Source organism: Acinetobacter sp. NIPH 542, assembly GCF_000369825.1.
Lineage (GTDB): Bacteria > Pseudomonadota > Gammaproteobacteria > Pseudomonadales > Moraxellaceae > Acinetobacter > Acinetobacter oleivorans.
Window position 1 is genome coordinate 2,353,131 of sequence record NZ_KB850206.1, and the last position, 16,265, is coordinate 2,369,395.

The 16,265-nt window shown below is 37.4% G+C and carries 14 protein-coding genes; 10 read left to right on the forward strand and 4 right to left on the reverse strand.

Translation table 11 applies throughout. The annotated features are described in order from the left end of the window. Window positions 1–18: 18 nt before the first annotated feature. Both F886_RS16460 and F886_RS16465 read right to left on the reverse strand, forming a co-directional pair. Complete coding sequence (locus F886_RS16460) at window positions 19–927, reverse strand: DMT family transporter (RefSeq protein ID WP_005307596.1); 909 nt, start codon at window positions 925–927, stop codon at window positions 19–21. A 7-nt stretch (window positions 928–934) separates the two neighbouring features. Beyond that, window positions 935–1,423 carry a YaiI/YqxD family protein gene (locus F886_RS16465; RefSeq protein WP_014207405.1) on the reverse strand — a complete coding sequence of 163 codons (489 nt, stop codon included), beginning with the start codon at window positions 1,421–1,423 and terminating at the stop codon, window positions 935–937. A 245-nt stretch (window positions 1,424–1,668) separates the two neighbouring features. On the opposite strand from F886_RS16465, the gene F886_RS16470 reads away from it, so the two are divergent. Further along, window positions 1,669–2,610: a hypothetical protein gene (locus tag F886_RS16470; protein ID WP_004790613.1), complete on the forward strand. Its 942-nt coding sequence runs from the start codon at window positions 1,669–1,671 to the stop codon at window positions 2,608–2,610. A gap of 33 nt (window positions 2,611–2,643) precedes the next feature. Continuing rightward, window positions 2,644–2,790, forward strand: a complete 147-nt coding sequence (locus F886_RS20395; RefSeq protein WP_004790612.1) for a hypothetical protein — start codon at window positions 2,644–2,646, stop codon at window positions 2,788–2,790. A 59-nt stretch (window positions 2,791–2,849) separates the two neighbouring features. Here F886_RS20395 and serC read toward each other — a convergent pair whose 3' ends face one another. Beyond that, the gene (gene serC / locus F886_RS16475) at window positions 2,850–3,929 is read right to left on the reverse strand and encodes a 3-phosphoserine/phosphohydroxythreonine transaminase (RefSeq protein ID WP_005307603.1); all 1,080 of its coding nucleotides are present in this window, start codon (window positions 3,927–3,929) and stop codon (window positions 2,850–2,852) included. A gap of 385 nt (window positions 3,930–4,314) precedes the next feature. Here serC and F886_RS16480 point away from each other — a divergent pair, with 385 nt between their 5' ends. From F886_RS16480 to F886_RS16515, 8 genes are all read left to right on the forward strand, one after another. Continuing rightward, on the forward strand, window positions 4,315–5,802 hold the full coding sequence (locus tag F886_RS16480) for a TolC family protein (protein WP_005307605.1): 1,488 nt from the start codon (window positions 4,315–4,317) through the stop codon (window positions 5,800–5,802). 12 nt (window positions 5,803–5,814) lie between these two features. Next, window positions 5,815–6,936 (forward strand): HlyD family secretion protein, encoded by a 1,122-nt coding sequence (locus tag F886_RS16485; RefSeq protein WP_005307608.1) that lies wholly within the window; start codon window positions 5,815–5,817, stop codon window positions 6,934–6,936. A 3-nt stretch (window positions 6,937–6,939) separates the two neighbouring features. Next, entirely contained in the window at window positions 6,940–8,067 is a 1,128-nt protein-coding gene (locus F886_RS16490) for an ABC transporter permease (RefSeq protein WP_212749665.1), read from the forward strand. Then, window positions 8,067–9,158: an A1S_2622 family ABC transporter permease subunit gene (locus F886_RS16495; protein ID WP_005307614.1), complete on the forward strand. Its 1,092-nt coding sequence runs from the start codon at window positions 8,067–8,069 to the stop codon at window positions 9,156–9,158. Before F886_RS16490 ends, F886_RS16495 begins: the two co-directional genes overlap by 1 nt. Window positions 9,159–9,417: 259 nt before the next feature. Further along, the gene (locus F886_RS16500) at window positions 9,418–10,212 is read left to right on the forward strand and encodes a ChbG/HpnK family deacetylase (RefSeq protein ID WP_005307617.1); all 795 of its coding nucleotides are present in this window, start codon (window positions 9,418–9,420) and stop codon (window positions 10,210–10,212) included. Then, entirely contained in the window at window positions 10,209–11,189 is a 981-nt protein-coding gene (locus tag F886_RS16505; protein WP_005307620.1) for a glycosyltransferase family 2 protein, read from the forward strand. The genes F886_RS16500 and F886_RS16505 overlap by 4 nt, the downstream gene beginning before the upstream one ends. Then, complete coding sequence (locus F886_RS16510; protein ID WP_005307623.1) at window positions 11,189–11,569, forward strand: GtrA family protein; 381 nt, start codon at window positions 11,189–11,191, stop codon at window positions 11,567–11,569. Before F886_RS16505 ends, F886_RS16510 begins: the two co-directional genes overlap by 1 nt. A gap of 9 nt (window positions 11,570–11,578) precedes the next feature. Continuing rightward, window positions 11,579–13,225 carry an ArnT family glycosyltransferase gene (locus F886_RS16515; RefSeq protein ID WP_005307626.1) on the forward strand — a complete coding sequence of 549 codons (1,647 nt, stop codon included), beginning with the start codon at window positions 11,579–11,581 and terminating at the stop codon, window positions 13,223–13,225. 52 nt (window positions 13,226–13,277) lie between these two features. On the opposite strand, the gene gyrA is transcribed toward F886_RS16515, so the two are convergent. Then, a complete protein-coding gene (gyrA, locus tag F886_RS16520; RefSeq protein ID WP_004790593.1) occupies window positions 13,278–15,992 on the reverse strand; it encodes a DNA gyrase subunit A in 2,715 nt (904 codons plus the stop codon). Window positions 15,993–16,265: the final 273 nt, after the last annotated feature.

A 16,265-nucleotide genomic window follows, 5' to 3' on the forward strand; every position in this document is an offset into this window, starting at 1 on the left:
AATTACCCAAATCTTCTCCTATTTAGACTTCATATGTTGAGCAAAGTTCCGGTTTGCCTGAATGTCTTTATAGAAATATAAAAAGAGTCCAGACAAGATAATTAAAGCCCCTACAAAAACCATAATCGAAAGTTGTTCATGATTTAAGGCAGCTCCAATCATCATCGCTAACATTGGTGTAATTACTGTCGTTAAAGATAAAGTCGTTGGCTGAATATTTTGTATAAGTTTGAAATAACAAAACATGGCGACTAATGAAGCCATGAGTACCGTATAAATTAAGGCAAATAAAGATTTAGCTTCTGGCAAATGTGTCGGTGCATATTGCCAAATAAATGGAATAAAACAACTAGCAAAAATAGAAGACACTAAAATAGAACCTGTTGCCTGAGCCATCGGCTGGATCTGCGCATTAACTTTCTTAACCCAGAAAATTGAAAAAGAATAAACAAACACACTAATCAGCATAAGGACAATACCAAACGGATGCACGTGCTGATTTGCACCGCTCAGACAAATAATGGCTAACCCACTGACAGCAATTGCCATGCCCAGCCATTGCAACTTATAAAGTTGCTGACCAAATGCAAACCGACCAATAAGCCCTGCCATAATAGGTGCTAAGCCAAACATAAGTGCAATCATGCCGGAACTTAAATATTGGGTTGCGGCATAAGTAAAAATTTGGGAGCCAATTAAGCTAAAAGATCCGGCAATGTAGCTATGAACTGCTTGTCGATGAGTCGGAAAAGGTGTTCTTAAAATCAGTAATATGATTACTGCCAAAGGCAATGCAATAAAAAAGCGTAACAACAATGCCCACATCAGATGTAAATCAGACACACTCCAAACAATGGCTAATGGAGTGGTTGCCCAAATGAACACTAACAAGGCATAAGTTAAAGCCAAATTGGTTTGCGATGGCATGTGATGCTCACTTAGCTGTTTTACGTTTTTGCTTTAAAATTGTTTGATCTAATGAACTTGAAAATTCACGCTTATCTCGCTCAGAAATAGGCGGTGGTCCACCAGTTTGCACACCCGCACCACGAAGCGTATCCATAAAATCACGCAGATGTAAACGTGCTTTAACATTCGCCGTTGTATAGACTTCACCACGTGGATGAATAGCAACACCTCCTTTCTCGATCACTTGAGCTGCCAGTGGAATATCTTGCGTAATGACAATGTCATTTTCAGTCATACGATCAACTATTTCTTTATCGGCCTGATCAGCACCACTTAAAACCTGTATTGACTTAATACGAACAGAAGGTGTAATCCCAACATTCTGATTGGCAACAAAAATAACTTCTAATTGATAACGATCTGATGCACGCAAAATTACTTCACGTAAAATTTTTGGTAAGGCGTCTGCGTCTACCCATAGCTTAAATGGCAGCACGTTATTCTCTATTTCCACTAAAAATCTAAGTCTAACAGATGCTTTTCGAAGGTGAGTAGAAATAAACATTAAACTTATTTTTAATTTCAACATTAAAGTTTTTATAGATGAAGCTTACTTTTAATTTATAAATAGAAGCCACATTTCTCTTTAAATGACTAAATATGTGCTTTTACAAGAGAATTTACACATGATGACTTGAAAAATAGTAAACACCCTCGATTTAATATAACAAGTAATGTGAACCCAACAGCATCGTGCTTATGAAAAATCAAAACAGTCCAGAAGTAATTAAAGTAAATGACCAAAATTTTGGTAGTCATGGCGAACATTGGAATCTATTGACGTCCCATCCTGAAACAGATGTACCAAAATGGTTAGGACTAGCACTTGATGCACCTGTAATGCCAATGGGCTTATGCGAACATGAAGAAGATATGGATCAATCTTTTTGGTTGATTCAAGGCCCACAAAACCAAAAAGTTACAATCAACCAGATTATTGCTGTTGAAAACCAAAAGCCTCGAGCACTCAAAACAGCCTTTCCAAGTTTTGAAAGCCCATATCAATATAATGCAAAAATTGAACGTATCATTACTTGTGACTCTGCAACGCAAGCCGTGTTAAGTTTAAGACTAAATAAAAATACAACTGTTTATGCATTTGATAATTTATTTAGCGTTAACGCTTGTCAATATGACAAAAATCAAAACTATCAAGTTCAATTTAATGCATGGGCTTATGAATTAGAACCAGTTCCAGCAGGTGAGAAAATTGTTGTTGATGACCCAGCTTCAATTAAACATCATCGTGCATTAAATGCAATTTTGACTGAACATAATGGTATTGCTCCTGAAAATTTGCAGGAACTCATTAATGAATGGCAGCCAAAAACCCCAGAAGATCAAGAACCTGTAACTGTTGATTTTTCTAAAATGGTCGCATATTTATATGGCGAAAATCTTGGTCAAGAAGATGAAGCATGGTTCCAAGGTAATATTGTTGGCAAAACTTCTATGACATTTATGGGGGCAGAATATACCCTTTATGATGTCACTTTGGTTTTAGAAGATGATCTTCCTGCCATATTAGTGCGCATTGCGACCAAAAACGATTTGTATAAAAACTTTAATATTGGCGAATATATTCGCGGTAATATCTGGATTCAGGCGACTATTTGTGCTAAAAAGGGTGAAACTAATTGAATTTCACTAATATTTTAATAATTAGGTTATTGAATGAAGATTATACCCGAACAAACTACCAGCCTCATTCAATCTAGTAGCCTGCGCGTAAAGGTCGATACTGGTGCGTTTTGCTTTTTTGTATTGGGTATGTTTTTAGCTGCCATATTCATGCACCAACTTGGTTTAGTGCCTTTTTAGTTTATAAAATTTATTCAAAAATAAAGCCCTCATTTGAGGGCTTTATTTATTTGATTTGCTTAACCATTACGTTTTGCAAAATCATCCATAAAGCTAATTAAAGCCTGTACACCTTCTAATGGTACAGCATTATAAATACTTGCACGCATACCACCTACAGAACGGTGTCCAGCTAAATTCAACAAATGGTTTGCTTCCGCTTCTTTTAAGAATTGCTTGTCTAAAGCTTCATCTGCCAAGGTAAACGGTACATTCATAATTGAGCGGTTCGGAATTGCAATCGGGTTATTGTAGAAATCGCTTGAGTCGATATAACCATATAACAACTGAGCTTTTTCAAGGTTAACTTTATGGATAGCATCTACCCCACCCTGCTCTAGCAACCATTCAAATACCAAACCAGACAAGTACCAAGCGTAAGTCGATGGTGTATTTACCATAGAACCATTTTTCGCTTGGTCACCATATTTTAAAATGCTTGGAATTTCTGGTTTCGCTTGATCAAGTAAGTCATCACGAATAATCACAATTGTTAAACCAGCAGGACCAATATTTTTTTGTGCGCCAGCATAGATTAAACCAAACTTGGTCACATCTAATGGAGCAGATAAAATACTTGATGAATAGTCACAAACAAGTGGAGCTTTTACATCAGGAATTCCTGCGAACTGTAAGCCACCAATCGTTTCATTATCCGCATAATGTACATAGGCTGCATCGTCAGATAAATTCCATTCGCTTTGTTCAGAAATTGCGAACTTGCCATCTACTTTAATACCAGCATTTACAACATTAATGTCGCCATAACGTTTTGCTTCTTTTAACGCTTTTTCAGACCAGATGCCTGTGTCAATATAATCAGCTTTACTGTTCTTACCTAAAAGGTTTAAAGGAATCGCAGAAAATTGTAATGACGCACCGCCTTGTAAAAACAGTACTTTATAGTTTTCTGGAATATTCATTAACTTGCGTAAATCTGCTTCAGCTTTTTCAGCCACAGCAACATAGTCAGCACTACGGTGACTCATTTCCATGATGGATAGACCTTTACCTTGCCAATCCAACAATTCTTGTTGAGCTTTTTCTAAAACGGCAGTAGGTAATGCAGCAGGACCAGCACAGAAATTGTACGCGCGCATGATTTTTCCCTTGTATAAAGTCAAACACAATAAAAATGGCATTTAACCACAGATTGCTTAAGCTTGCAGCAGCTTCTCAAGTAAATATTTCAATGCTGGACTGTATTTAAGTTTATTTTTTCAATTATTGTTGTCGTTATTTCTATACTTTTAATTACTGCCTTCCAAATTTAAAAAGATTTTTAAGCAAAAAGATCAACTTGACTTGTGATTATAATTTCACATACCTTGATAGATATTAGAAAAAATATTGGCTTAGTAAATTCAATAATTAAAGGAGCTAAAATCAAAATGTTTTTATACAAATGTATAATAAACAATATGATAATTGAATTTAATAACAAGAAATTTAAACTATAAGGGATGCCAGAAATTGTTATTTAAAATGCCAGCACATCGATATAGACAGTCTATTTTTCCCTTTTCATTTAAACCTAAACATATTGCTTTGGCTTTAGGCTTTTTTTTCACTAATCATTTATATGCCCAAAGCTTAAGTTATGCAGAAGCAGAACAACAAGCTTTGAAAAGTTCATATAGTACTCAAGCCAACCAAGCATTACAGCAAGCATCTCAATTAGAAGCTGAAGCAGTAAAGGGCCTCGGATTACCTCGAGTTGATTTAAATGTGAGAGCATATGCTTTTCACAGTGAAACCGATGTACCTCTTGGTTCTTTTAAACAAAAACTTGAGAATGATTTAAGCCAAGGGCTGAATGATAAACTTTCACAGTGGAACAATGTCATTCCATCGGATGTGCTGGGACAAGTTCAAGAAGGCGCTAATCAAACCATACATGACGGTATAAACCGATTTCCAGATTATGCGAATCTGACCATTGAAGATCAGGTTGTACGCCCTTCTATTTCGGTCGTTATGCCACTCTATACAGGCGGCTTAACCAGTAGTGCAAAAAAACTAGCAAATATTCAAGCACAGCGTTCAGAGCTTTCAAGCCAGCAACAACAAGATATACAGCGGTTTGAAGTGGTACAAAGTTACTTTAATGTACAATTACAGCAGCAACTGGTAGCGAGTAGCTTATTTAACTTTAATGCAATGCAAAAACATTACAGCAATGCCCTAAAGCTCGAACAACAGGGTTTTATTAGTAAAGGGCAACGCATGCAATTTGAAGTCGCCCGTAATAATGCGGAACGTACTTTACAAAATACTCAAGCCAACTTAAATGCCAGTCGCTTTAGTCTTAATAATCTTTTACATCAACAAAACAATATAGATTTAAGTACGCCACTATTTGTAAATAACACCCCAAGCCAAAATCTAGAATCACTTTTAACCAGTTATTCACAAAAATCTAGCCTTGTACAAAAAATGCAGATGGATACTCAACTGGCTAATGTAAATATTCAAGCTCAGGAAGCTGCAAAAAAACCAAGTCTTTTTGCCTTTGGTGAATATGCTCTCGATAAAAATGAAAACTGGATTGTCGGTGTAATGGCAAAATACAACCTATTTTCAGGTGTAGATAAAAATAAGAATATTCACGCTGCCGAATTGAAGCGCTATGCCTCTGAACTCATGACTGAACGAACTAAACAAGAGATCGAAGCTCTTTTGAATAAGTCATATAACGAACTTAACTCTGCTCAGCAAAGCCATCAACTCTTACAAAGAAACGTAAATGCCGCTCAAGAGAACTTACGTATTCAAGAGCTTTCTTTCCGTGAAGGAATGGGTACAGCAACCCAAGTGATTGATGCGCAAAATGCATTAAGTGCGTTAAAAACTGAAATGGCTTTAAATGCTTATAAATATGTCATGTCACTCGCGACTTTACTTCAAAGTCACGGTTCAATTGATGAGTTTAAAGCATACGTTAATCAACCACATACCGACTATATTCGTTAAGGGGAGTATAAAATGAATCAAGACTCAGCTCATTCAGAACAAGATGCTCCTGTTGCGGATACGGCAGAAACCAGCCAAGTTCAAAAAGATGATCAAGTGAGTGATCAGCAAGAATCAAGCACAAATAAGAGTGAATCCAAACCACCTAAAAATTCAAAAATTAAACTGATTATTGGTGTAATCATTATTGCCCTATTGGGTTTAATTATTTTTGGTTTGTGGAAAAGTTATCAGCCAAAGCCTATTGAACTACAAGGCCGAGTTGAAGCCGAAACAATTCACGTAAGCACAAAAGTTCCGAGTCGTATTGAAGAAATTTATGTACAAGAAGGTCAGAAAATTTCCAAAGGCCAGCCACTTGTCCGTTTAGTTAGCCCGGAAATAGAAGCTAAAAAGCAACAGGCTTTGGCTACCTTACAATCGGCTTTAGCATTTCAATCTACGGTAGATCGTGGTTCTCAACAAGAGAATATCGATACACTTTATGCCAACTGGCAAAGCACAAAAGCACAAGCAAACCTTGCAAAAATCACTTACCAACGTGGTGAAAATTTATATAGACAAGGTGTCATTTCACGTCAAAGACGAGATGAAATGCTTGCAGCACAAACTTCTGCTCAAGAATTAAGTGAAGCCTCTTATCAACAATATGCTCGTGCAAAACGTGGCAGTACGAGCCAACAAAAATCTACAGCAGATGCGCAGGTTGAAATTGCAAAAGCAGCTGTAGGTGAAGCAAAAGCGTTAGAGGAAGAAACACGTTTACTCTCTCCTATTTCAGGTACGGTTTCAAAAACTTATGGTAAACCTTCTGAATTAGTCGCTATGGGTGTACCTGTTGTCAGCATTTTAGAAGATGATGATTTATGGGTAAGTTTAAACGTGGGTGAAAATCAATATGCCTCTGTTTATAAAAATAAAACCCTTGAAGGATTCATTCCAGCACTTAATCAGAATGTGAATTTTAAAATTAAGAATATAGATGCTGAAGGTGAATTTGCCACCATAAAAACGACTCGCCAAACTGGTGGGTACGATATTCGCAGCTTTAAATTGCATCTTGTGCCTGAGCGTCCAGTGCAAGATTTAAAAGTTGGGATGAGTGTTCTATTTAAAATTAAAGAAGAAAAATAAAGCATGTTTTCCAGTATATTACGTGAACTAAACTATCTAAAAAGCAACAAATGGGATTTGTGTATGGTGACACTCATCCCCGCTTTTATCATTTTTATGTTTAGCAGCATGTTTTACGCAGGTAAAGCTGAACACTTACCAATTGCGATTATTGATCAGGACCAAAGTGAACTCAGCCGTAATATTGAAAAGTATCTTTCTTTAAATCATACGGTAGATATTAAAACAATTACGGCGAGCTCCACAGAAGCGGAACAACTACTCAATGAAACCCAAATATGGGGATATGTTTTCATTCCAGACGGTGCTGAAAAACGCTTTGTGAAAGCGCAAGATGCTCAAATCAGCATTGCATTTAACCAGTCTTTTTTTAGTGTCGGGAACACGATTTCCTCCGCAATGTTGATCAGTACCCTCAATGCTTTAGCAGACTACGCAGGCCAGAGTTATCTAGCAAATAATATCCCCTATTTAGATGTTCCTACCGCTCATGTCAAAATCTCAACGCTTTATAATCCAAGCATGAGCTATGAGTTTTATTTAGAACCCTTCATGGTTCCAGCCGTATTGCATTTGTTGCTATGCTGCTGTGTTGCCTTTGCTATTGGACAAGAACTTAAACGTGGCACATTAACCACTTGGGTAAACCGAGAAAGTTTTATTCAAGGCTTATTGGCTAAAAATTTGCTCTATAGCCTTATTTTTTGTTTCTGGACATGGTTATGGATGTTTTGGCTAGTCGAAATCCGTGGCTGGTTTGTAGCGGGTTCTCTTAGTTTATTGCTATGCGCACAGTTCCTACTTTATTTTGCCTACGCTTTGATTAGCAGCACAGTTATTTTAGCAACCAAAAATTTAAGCAAAACTTTTGGCTTTATTGCCGTTTATGGTGGGTCATCTTTGAGTTTCGCAGGCGTTACCCTGCCTTTAAATAATGCACCGATTTTCACTAAGTTTTGGTCACTTATTATTCCCTATACCCCTTATGCCAAACTGCAAACTGAACAATGGGTCATTGGAAGTCCAATTTTCATTTCAATCACTCCATTTTTAATACTTCTGGGTTACTGCCTTATTTACTTCTTTTTAAGTTCTTTGCTGCTTAAAAAATTAATTCGGGGAGCAATTTAATGAAAGATTTTTTTCAGGCATATTTGCAGACTTTTAAAGATATTGTAGGGAATAGTTCAGTTTTCACGACTCTGATTTTATCGGTCATTCTTTATAGTTTTTTTTACCCGACCGCCTATAAAGCTGAGCGGGCAGAATCAATTCCTATTGTCATTGTTGATGAAGAGCAAAGTCTCTTAACTTCTCAATTAATCGGTCAAAGTGCAAATAGTCCGCATGTTCATATTGTTACTGTTACAAGCAATTTCTTACAAGCAGAACAAATGGTTCGTGAACAAAAAGCCGATGGTATTTTACTTTTACCAAGCAACCTAACGCAAAGCTTACGCCGTGGAGAAGCTGGCGGAATTGGCTTATATTTAAGTACAACCAACTTTTTAAAAACTAAAGAAATTGGTTTAGGCTTAGCTACATCCATCGAAGCAACCTTAAAAGAATATGTCGAAAAATTTGGAGAGCGCACACATTTCCAACCCGCGCTTTCTATTCATCAAGTCCCTTTATTTAACCCCCTTTCAGGCTATGGAAGTTACATTTTTCCGGCTGTTGCATCTTTAATTATCCATCAAACCATTGTGTTAGGTTTAGCGATGCTGATTGCAAGCTACCGTGAGCAACACCAAAAAATTACAGCTGTTCGCTTCGCTGGAATTTTCGCAAGTATATTTACCATTGGTTGTTTAAGTAGTTTTTATCTTTTTGGTTTTACGTTGTGGTTCAACGACTATCCACACGGTGGAAACTTCATAGGTTTACTCGTTGCTGTTCCTATTTTTATTAGTTGTGTGATTGGATTAGGCATGTTGATTGGCTCACTTTTAGATATGCCAGAACGTGCCGGACATATTATTGTGTTTAGCTCTGTACCCTTATTCTTATTAACTGGCGCTGCATGGCCACATCAAGCAATGCCCGAATGGTTACAATGGTTTGCGTGGTGTTTACCATCAACACATGGGGTACAAATGTTTGTGCAACTTAACCAGATGGGTGTTCCTTTAGCCACAGTTGTACCAAAACTGATTTTTCTTGCGACAATCGGTCTTATTTTTTTAATCTGGGCATATTCACGTTTAAAAACCTCCAAGTGAAGAGTTTTCTGAACTTGGAGCATAAATTATATTTTTATTTACTATAAAATCTGATAGTTAAAAGTCATTCCTTAAAAACCATTGACCATAAAAATATAAAAAAACCAATAAATTCAAATTATTAATTAGTAACAATTGTCATAAAACCTTAAAAAAACTTTAAGTTGAAATTAAGAAAATTTCTCCATAGTAAAACTGTTTAGTTTTTCAGCAGCCTAAAAGGGTAACTCTGCTACCCTGCTCTATGACGGAATTTGATATGGCAAAGGTATGTTATTGCGCAGATGACTTTGCAATGAATGCAGAGATATCTAATGCAATTATTCAGTTAATTGAAAGAGGAGCACTTCAAGCGACCTCATGTATGACCCAATCTGAACTCTGGGAAACAGCTGCTGCCAAACTTAAACCTTTCTCGAATCAAATTGATATTGGCTTACATTTAAATTTCACTCATGCGTTTACTTCAGGTAATACTGTCTTCTCATTACCTGTACTTATGTTTCGTGCATGGTCATCAAATCTTAACCGTGAATTAATTACCCAGTGTATTGAAGAACAATGGGATGCATTTGTTTCAGTCATGGGAAAACAACCCGATTTTATTGATGGACACCAACATGTTCATCAATTTCCGTTTATACGGGATATTTTGCTACAGCTTTTAAAAGAGAAAAATTTCACTGGTTGGATACGTAATTTACAACATCCAATTTATCTACCCCATTATCGTTTTAAAACGCATATGCTTTCTGCACTTGGCTCAAATGCCTTAGCAAAGGCGTGCCAAAGTTACCAGTTTAGCCAAAATGAATATTTCGCTGGTATCTACGACTTTAAACAAACTGATTATGCCGAACTGAATCAATATTGGCTTGCTCAAGCAAAAGATCACTTACTGATTATGTGCCATCCCTCACTTTCTACACCAAGTGAGCAAGACCCAATCCAGCATGCACGTATCCAAGAATACCAATATTTTTGTTCTGATCAGTTCCCTCTTGATTGCCAGAAAAATGGCATCCAACTTACCAGACTAGGGGCAATGCAATGAGCACAAAACCTTTTTTATCCTGCGTTGTTCCCGCTTATAACGAAGCAGAGAATTTAAAGACATTTATTCCAGCTTTAGCAAACAGCTTAAAGCAACAAAATCTTAGCTATGAAATTATTGTGGTCGATGATGGCAGTAAGGACGATACTATTCCGATCTTGCAAACGATGATCGAAGATTATCCTTTAGTGGTGCTGGAATTATCACGAAATTTTGGTAAGGAAGCTGCTTTGAGCGCAGGTTTAGACCATGTAAATGGTGAAGTTGCGCTATTGATTGATGCTGACTTTCAACATCCTTTTGAAGCAATTCCGACCATGATTAACCTTTGGAAAAATGGTTATGACATGGTTTATGGCATTCGTAATCGTACTACTGAATCATGGCTAAAACGGACTTTAACCCAAGGTTACTACCGTATTTTAAACTTAAGCTCTCCTATTGATATTCCTGAAAATGCTGGTGATTTCAGACTTCTTGACGCAAAAGTTGTTGAAGCGATTAAACAACTACCAGAAAAAAATCGCTACATGAAAGGCCTTTATGCATGGGTCGGTTTTAAAAGTATCGGAATCAATTTCTCCGAGCAAGATCGTCAACATGGTCGTTCTAGTTTTAACGTAAAGTCATTATTCAATCTGGCAATGTCTGGTTTAACTGGGTTTTCAGATTTACCTTTACGCATTTGTATTTATCTAGGCGCCCTATTGGCTTTAGGCGCTATGAGTTACGGTGTCTGGATCATTATTAAAACCTTAATTGAAGGAATTTCTGTACCAGGTTGGGCAACTCTTGCGGCAGGCATGACGCTATTAGGTGGCATTCAATTGTTATTCATTGGAATTTTAGGTGAATACATTGGCCGAATTTATGCAGAAGTTAAAAATCGACCAAAATATATTGTTTCAACCGAACATTCTCGTATTAAGCAAGAACACCCAATCACTCACTCCGAAAATACGTTCTCTAGTTTCTAATGTTTGCACATATTTTTCAGCTCGCGCGGTTTACCACGACTGGGGCCGCGGCGGCACTTACGCACTACAGTATTGTCATGCTCTTGTTTAAACGAAACATTGCATTGCAGTATGCTAATTTAGTCGCCTTTCTACTTGCCTATTGGGTGAGCTATTTTGGGCATCGTATTTTTACTTTTAAAGCCCAGCATATTTCTCATCGACACACACTACCCAAATTTACCTTAGTCGCTGGATTAGGTTTTTTATTCAATGAGAGTTTTCTCTTACTTTCTAATCTTTACTTCAGTGCCCCTGTTTCAACATTGGTTTGTGTAGCTATTGTCCTGACTTCAATTGTGACTTTCTTGCTTAACCGTTTTTTTGCATTTCAACATTAAGGATTATGTATGCAGCAATGGCTTCGTAGTTCCAAATTCTTATTAATATTTTTACCGATTTGGTTGTTTGTTTTGTCTTGGATAAGACCCCTCTCTGTGCCAGATGAAGGACGCTACGGAGATATTAGTCGATCTATGTTTGAGTCGGGAGATTGGTTGATTCCCCGTATCAATAGCTTGCCATTTATGCATAAGCCTCCTCTATTACACTGGTTAAGTTCTATATTTATGGAACTGTTCGGTATGCATATTTGGGTATTGAGATTAGTTCCAGTGCTAGCAGCTACACTCATGCTCGTCAGTCTATTCTTATTCGTTAGAAAGCACATTTCAGAACGTGTAGCACAACTTACTGCCATTATTTTAGGCACCAATTTACTGTTTTTTGGCAGTAGTGAATATATTAACCATGACCTACTGCTTGCTTCATGGATTACCGTCAGTGTTTTATGTTTTGTTGATTTCACAATTTCAGCACGTAAATCTATTTTATTTTTAGGATATTTTGCAGGTGCGGCTGCGTTCTTAAGTAAAGGCCTGATTGGTGTGTTAATTCCCGGCATGATTCTCTTACCGTGGTTGCTCTATACCAAACAATGGAAAAAAATCCCTTCATTGCTTAACCCTTTGGGGATTCTGTTATTTATATTATTGGTTAGTCCATGGCTCTATGCAGTTCAACTGAAATATCCTCAATTTTTGCATTATTTCTTTATCGACCAACAATTTAGTCGATTTAGCTCAAAAGAGTTTAATAATAAGCAACCATGGTGTTTCTATCTCGTTATTTTAATGTTCAGCTTTTTACCATGGATTCTGTCGAGTAGATTTGGATCTATTAAAGCCGTATTTCAAAATTACAAGAAGTCCGCTTTACTAGCCCTGCTTATATGGTGGTTTATTTCTGTTACGGTTTTCTTCTCTATTCCGCCTTCTAAGCTAGCTGGCTATATTTTACCAGCTGTGCCCCCACTTGCTGTTTTCTTGGCTCTTGTTATCAACCAAGTACTTGAAAGTGAATATAAAACCAAATTACAGGTTTGGGGTTTACCTATATTTATTATGCTTGTCGGAATAGGTATTACTGCTACACCGCATTTCATGCGTGCACATCAACCTTTTTTCCAAAACCAAGCGGTATTTATTTATATCATTGGCGCGCTATTAGTTATGCTTCCACTGGCTTTAGTCTGGTTATATAAAAAGCAGAAATTAAACTATTTGAACTATATTTTTATCAGTTTAATTGTTCTATGTAGTTCAGTCCCCTTCGCCGTTCGTATTTTAGATACCAAAAATAATGTGGGACAAACGAGTTTTTCTGAATATATGACACCATCAACAAAAATAGTTTTCTACAATTACTATTTCTATGATGTGCCTTTCCTTTTACAGCTAAAACAGCCTCTATATATTGTAAATCAATGGGATACAGTACATTCAGATAGTGCTTCTTTAGAAATTAAAGATGGTTTATTGTTTGAACCACAACGCAAAAAATACTTATGGAGTGAGCAACAGCTTCAAGATGCTTTAACGCAAAAGCAAGATTTGATTGTCGTAAGTCAACCTCATAATTTTGCGACTAAAGATCCATCTGTTAAAACACTCCATTATCGAAATTATGATGTATTTATCTTCCACTCAAACAAATAAATAACCCAATAAAAAAGGAAGCTTACGCTTCCTTTTTTTATTTAATTAAGACTTACTCTTCTGACACATCGTCATTCGTAGAAACTGCATCTTCGCCATCTACTTCTGAAGTATCAACTTCTCCTTCGAGAAACTCTTCTTCATCTTCGACAGCTTCAATAGACACAACGCCCACTAAAGTTTCTTCTTCGCTTAAACGAATCAGACGAACACCTTGTGCATTACGACCAGTCATTGCAACTTCAGCAGCACGCGTACGAACTAATGTACCACCATCAGAAATAAGCAACAGTTCTTTGCTTTCATCAATAGATACTGCACCTACAAGCTCACCATTACGTTCACTTGTCTTAATCGCAATAACACCCTTACCACCACGTTTTTTGGTTGGGAAGTCATTTACAGGAGTACGTTTACCATAACCATTGGCACTCGCACACAGCACTTCGCCCGTTTCAGGAACAACAACAAGCGATACGATGCGACTTACAACATTTAAATCTGCTGAATCTTCATTGTCATCAGATTCATCATTTTCAACTTCAGCATCTTCTTCACTTAAAGTGCTGCTCGCAAAGCTAACACGCATACCACGGACGCCTTTAGCAGTACGACCCATTGAACGCACGTCAGTTTCTGCAAAACGAATTGCCTTACCTTCATTCGAGAACAACATGATTTGCTGATTACCATCAGTAATCGCAACACCAATCAAGGTATCTTCTTCATTCAGTTCAATTGCACGTAAACCATTTGAACGAATGTTAGCAAACTGCTCCAAATCAACACGTTTAACCGTACCAGAAGCTGTCGCCATAAATACATAATGGTTTTCTGGGAACTCAGTTAACGGCAAGATAGCAGTTACTGTTTCATTCGCATCTAAAGGTAACAAGTTTACAATCGGGCGGCCTTTAGCACCACGTGATGCTTGAGGTACTTCAAATACGCGAAGACGATACACTTTACCTACGTTAGTAAAGCAGAGTACAGTCGCATGGTTTGAAGCCACAATGAGATGTTGAATAAAGTCATCATCTTTCATTGAGGTTGCAGACTTACCACGTCCACCACGGCGCTGAGCCTGATAGTCTGAAAGTGGTTGAGTTTTTGCATAACCTGTTTGTGAAACCGTTAATACAACTTGTTCTTCAGGAATTAAATCTTCACGGCTAAAATCAATACGTGATTCAATAATTTCTGTACGACGACCATCACCATACTGTTGTAGTACTTGCGCTAATTCTTCACGAATTACAGCCATCAATAAATTGAAATCATTAAGAATTGCCGTAAGTTCAGCAATTTGACCTAAAATTTCAGTATATTCTGCATGTAATTTGTCTTGCTCAAGACCCGTTAAACGATGTAAACGCAATTCTAAAATTGCACCCACTTGCGTTGGTGATAAACGGTAAATTGATTCAGTTAGACCAAATGGACGATCTGGATTTTCACCTTCGATTTCATCTGGGCGAACAGAAATAGCGCCAGCTTTTTCAAGTAAAGAAATAACGCCACCACCAGCCCACTCACCAGCTAGTAAACGCTCGCGCGCTTCAGCTGGGTTAGCAGAAGTTTTGATGGTTTCAATAATTTCATCAATATTGGCTAAAGCAACAGTTAAGCCTTCTAAGATATGACCACGTTCACGTGCTTTACGTAATTCGAACATGGTACGGCGTGTCACTACTTCTTGGCGGTGACGAATAAATGCCGCAATAATATCTTTCAGATTCATCAATTTTGGTTGTCCGTTATCAAGACAAACCATGTTGATGCTGAATGAGTTTTCAAGCTGTGTATTTAAGAATAAGTTATTTACAACGACTTCTGCGTTTTCACCACGTTTCAAGTCAATCGCAATACGCATACCGTCTTTGTCAGACTCATCACGAAGCTCTGAAATACCTTCAAGTTTTTTCTCTTTAACTAACTCGGCAATACGTTCAATAACTCTTGCCTTGTTGACTTGATATGGAATTTCAGTAAAGACAATGGTTGTACGGCCTGTCTTTTCATCTTCTTCGAAATGGTACTTACCACGAATATGTAGTCGGCCTTTACCTGTACGGTAAGCATCAACAATGCCTGATTTACCGTAAATAATACCGCCAGTAGGAAAATCAGGACCAGTAATGTATTCCATCAATCCTTCAATCGAGATATTCGGATTGTCAGCATAGGCTAAGCATGCATTCACAACTTCTGTCATGTTATGCGGTGCCATGTTGGTTGCCATACCTACGGCAATACCAGCAGCGCCATTAATTAACAAGTTAGGAACACGTGTTGGAAGCACCTGAGGAATACGCTCAGATCCGTCGTAGTTATCTTCCCAGTCAACTGTGTCTTTTTCTAGATCTGCAAGAAGCTCGTGCGCTAACTTAGTCATACGGACTTCGGTATAACGCATTGCAGCCGCGCTATCACCATCGATTGAACCGAAGTTACCCTGACCATCTACCAATAAATAACGTAAGCTAAAATCCTGAGCCATACGTACAATAGTTTCATAAACAGCTGAGTCACCATGAGGGTGATATTTACCGATTACGTCCCCAACAACACGTGCAGATTTCTTGTAGGCTTTGTTATAGTCATTGCCCAATTCGTGCATGGCAAATAGCACACGACGGTGAACAGGTTTCAGACCGTCTCTCACATCCGGCAATGCACGAGATACGATTACACTCATTGCGTAATCTAAATATGAATGCTTGAGTTCATCCTCAATGGCAATCGGTCGGATTTCCGATACGCTCATGCATACTCCTTCTTACAGATAGAAATTTCCATCTGCTAATATGTCTTGATCTTGCAAAAAATTTAGTTCTGAAAACTGAACTAAAATCGAAAAAAATATAGCTGTATAGTATAGCACAAACTGCTCGTTAACTGGGAGTTTAGCAATCTGAAAATAGCATTTTTTTACAATAAAAATTTCATTAGAATTAATAAGTTAAAATTAGAGAATTCTAGTTTTAAATGTATTTCTTAAAACTCAACAGTTCGACCAAAATATAGACAACACAAAAGT

Excerpts from the sequence above, each read along its gene's own strand:
- F886_RS16495 (WP_005307614.1), top strand. The coding sequence starts at position 8,067 with ATGAAAGATTTTTTTCAGGCATATTTGCAGACTTTTAAAGATATTGTA.
- F886_RS16480 (WP_005307605.1), top strand. The coding sequence starts at position 4,315 with ATGCCAGCACATCGATATAGACAGTCTATTTTTCCCTTTTCATTTAAA.
- serC (WP_005307603.1), bottom strand. The coding sequence starts at position 3,929 with ATGCGCGCGTACAATTTCTGTGCTGGTCCTGCTGCATTACCTACTGCC.
- F886_RS20395 (WP_004790612.1), top strand. The coding sequence starts at position 2,644 with ATGAAGATTATACCCGAACAAACTACCAGCCTCATTCAATCTAGTAGC.
- F886_RS16490 (WP_212749665.1), top strand. The coding sequence starts at position 6,940 with ATGTTTTCCAGTATATTACGTGAACTAAACTATCTAAAAAGCAACAAA.
- F886_RS16510 (WP_005307623.1), top strand. The coding sequence starts at position 11,189 with ATGTTTGCACATATTTTTCAGCTCGCGCGGTTTACCACGACTGGGGCC.
- F886_RS16460 (WP_005307596.1), bottom strand. The coding sequence starts at position 927 with ATGCCATCGCAAACCAATTTGGCTTTAACTTATGCCTTGTTAGTGTTC.
- F886_RS16485 (WP_005307608.1), top strand. The coding sequence starts at position 5,815 with ATGAATCAAGACTCAGCTCATTCAGAACAAGATGCTCCTGTTGCGGAT.
- gyrA (WP_004790593.1), bottom strand. The coding sequence starts at position 15,992 with ATGAGCGTATCGGAAATCCGACCGATTGCCATTGAGGATGAACTCAAG.
- F886_RS16500 (WP_005307617.1), top strand. The coding sequence starts at position 9,418 with ATGGCAAAGGTATGTTATTGCGCAGATGACTTTGCAATGAATGCAGAG.
- F886_RS16505 (WP_005307620.1), top strand. The coding sequence starts at position 10,209 with ATGAGCACAAAACCTTTTTTATCCTGCGTTGTTCCCGCTTATAACGAA.
- F886_RS16470 (WP_004790613.1), top strand. The coding sequence starts at position 1,669 with ATGAAAAATCAAAACAGTCCAGAAGTAATTAAAGTAAATGACCAAAAT.
- F886_RS16515 (WP_005307626.1), top strand. The coding sequence starts at position 11,579 with ATGCAGCAATGGCTTCGTAGTTCCAAATTCTTATTAATATTTTTACCG.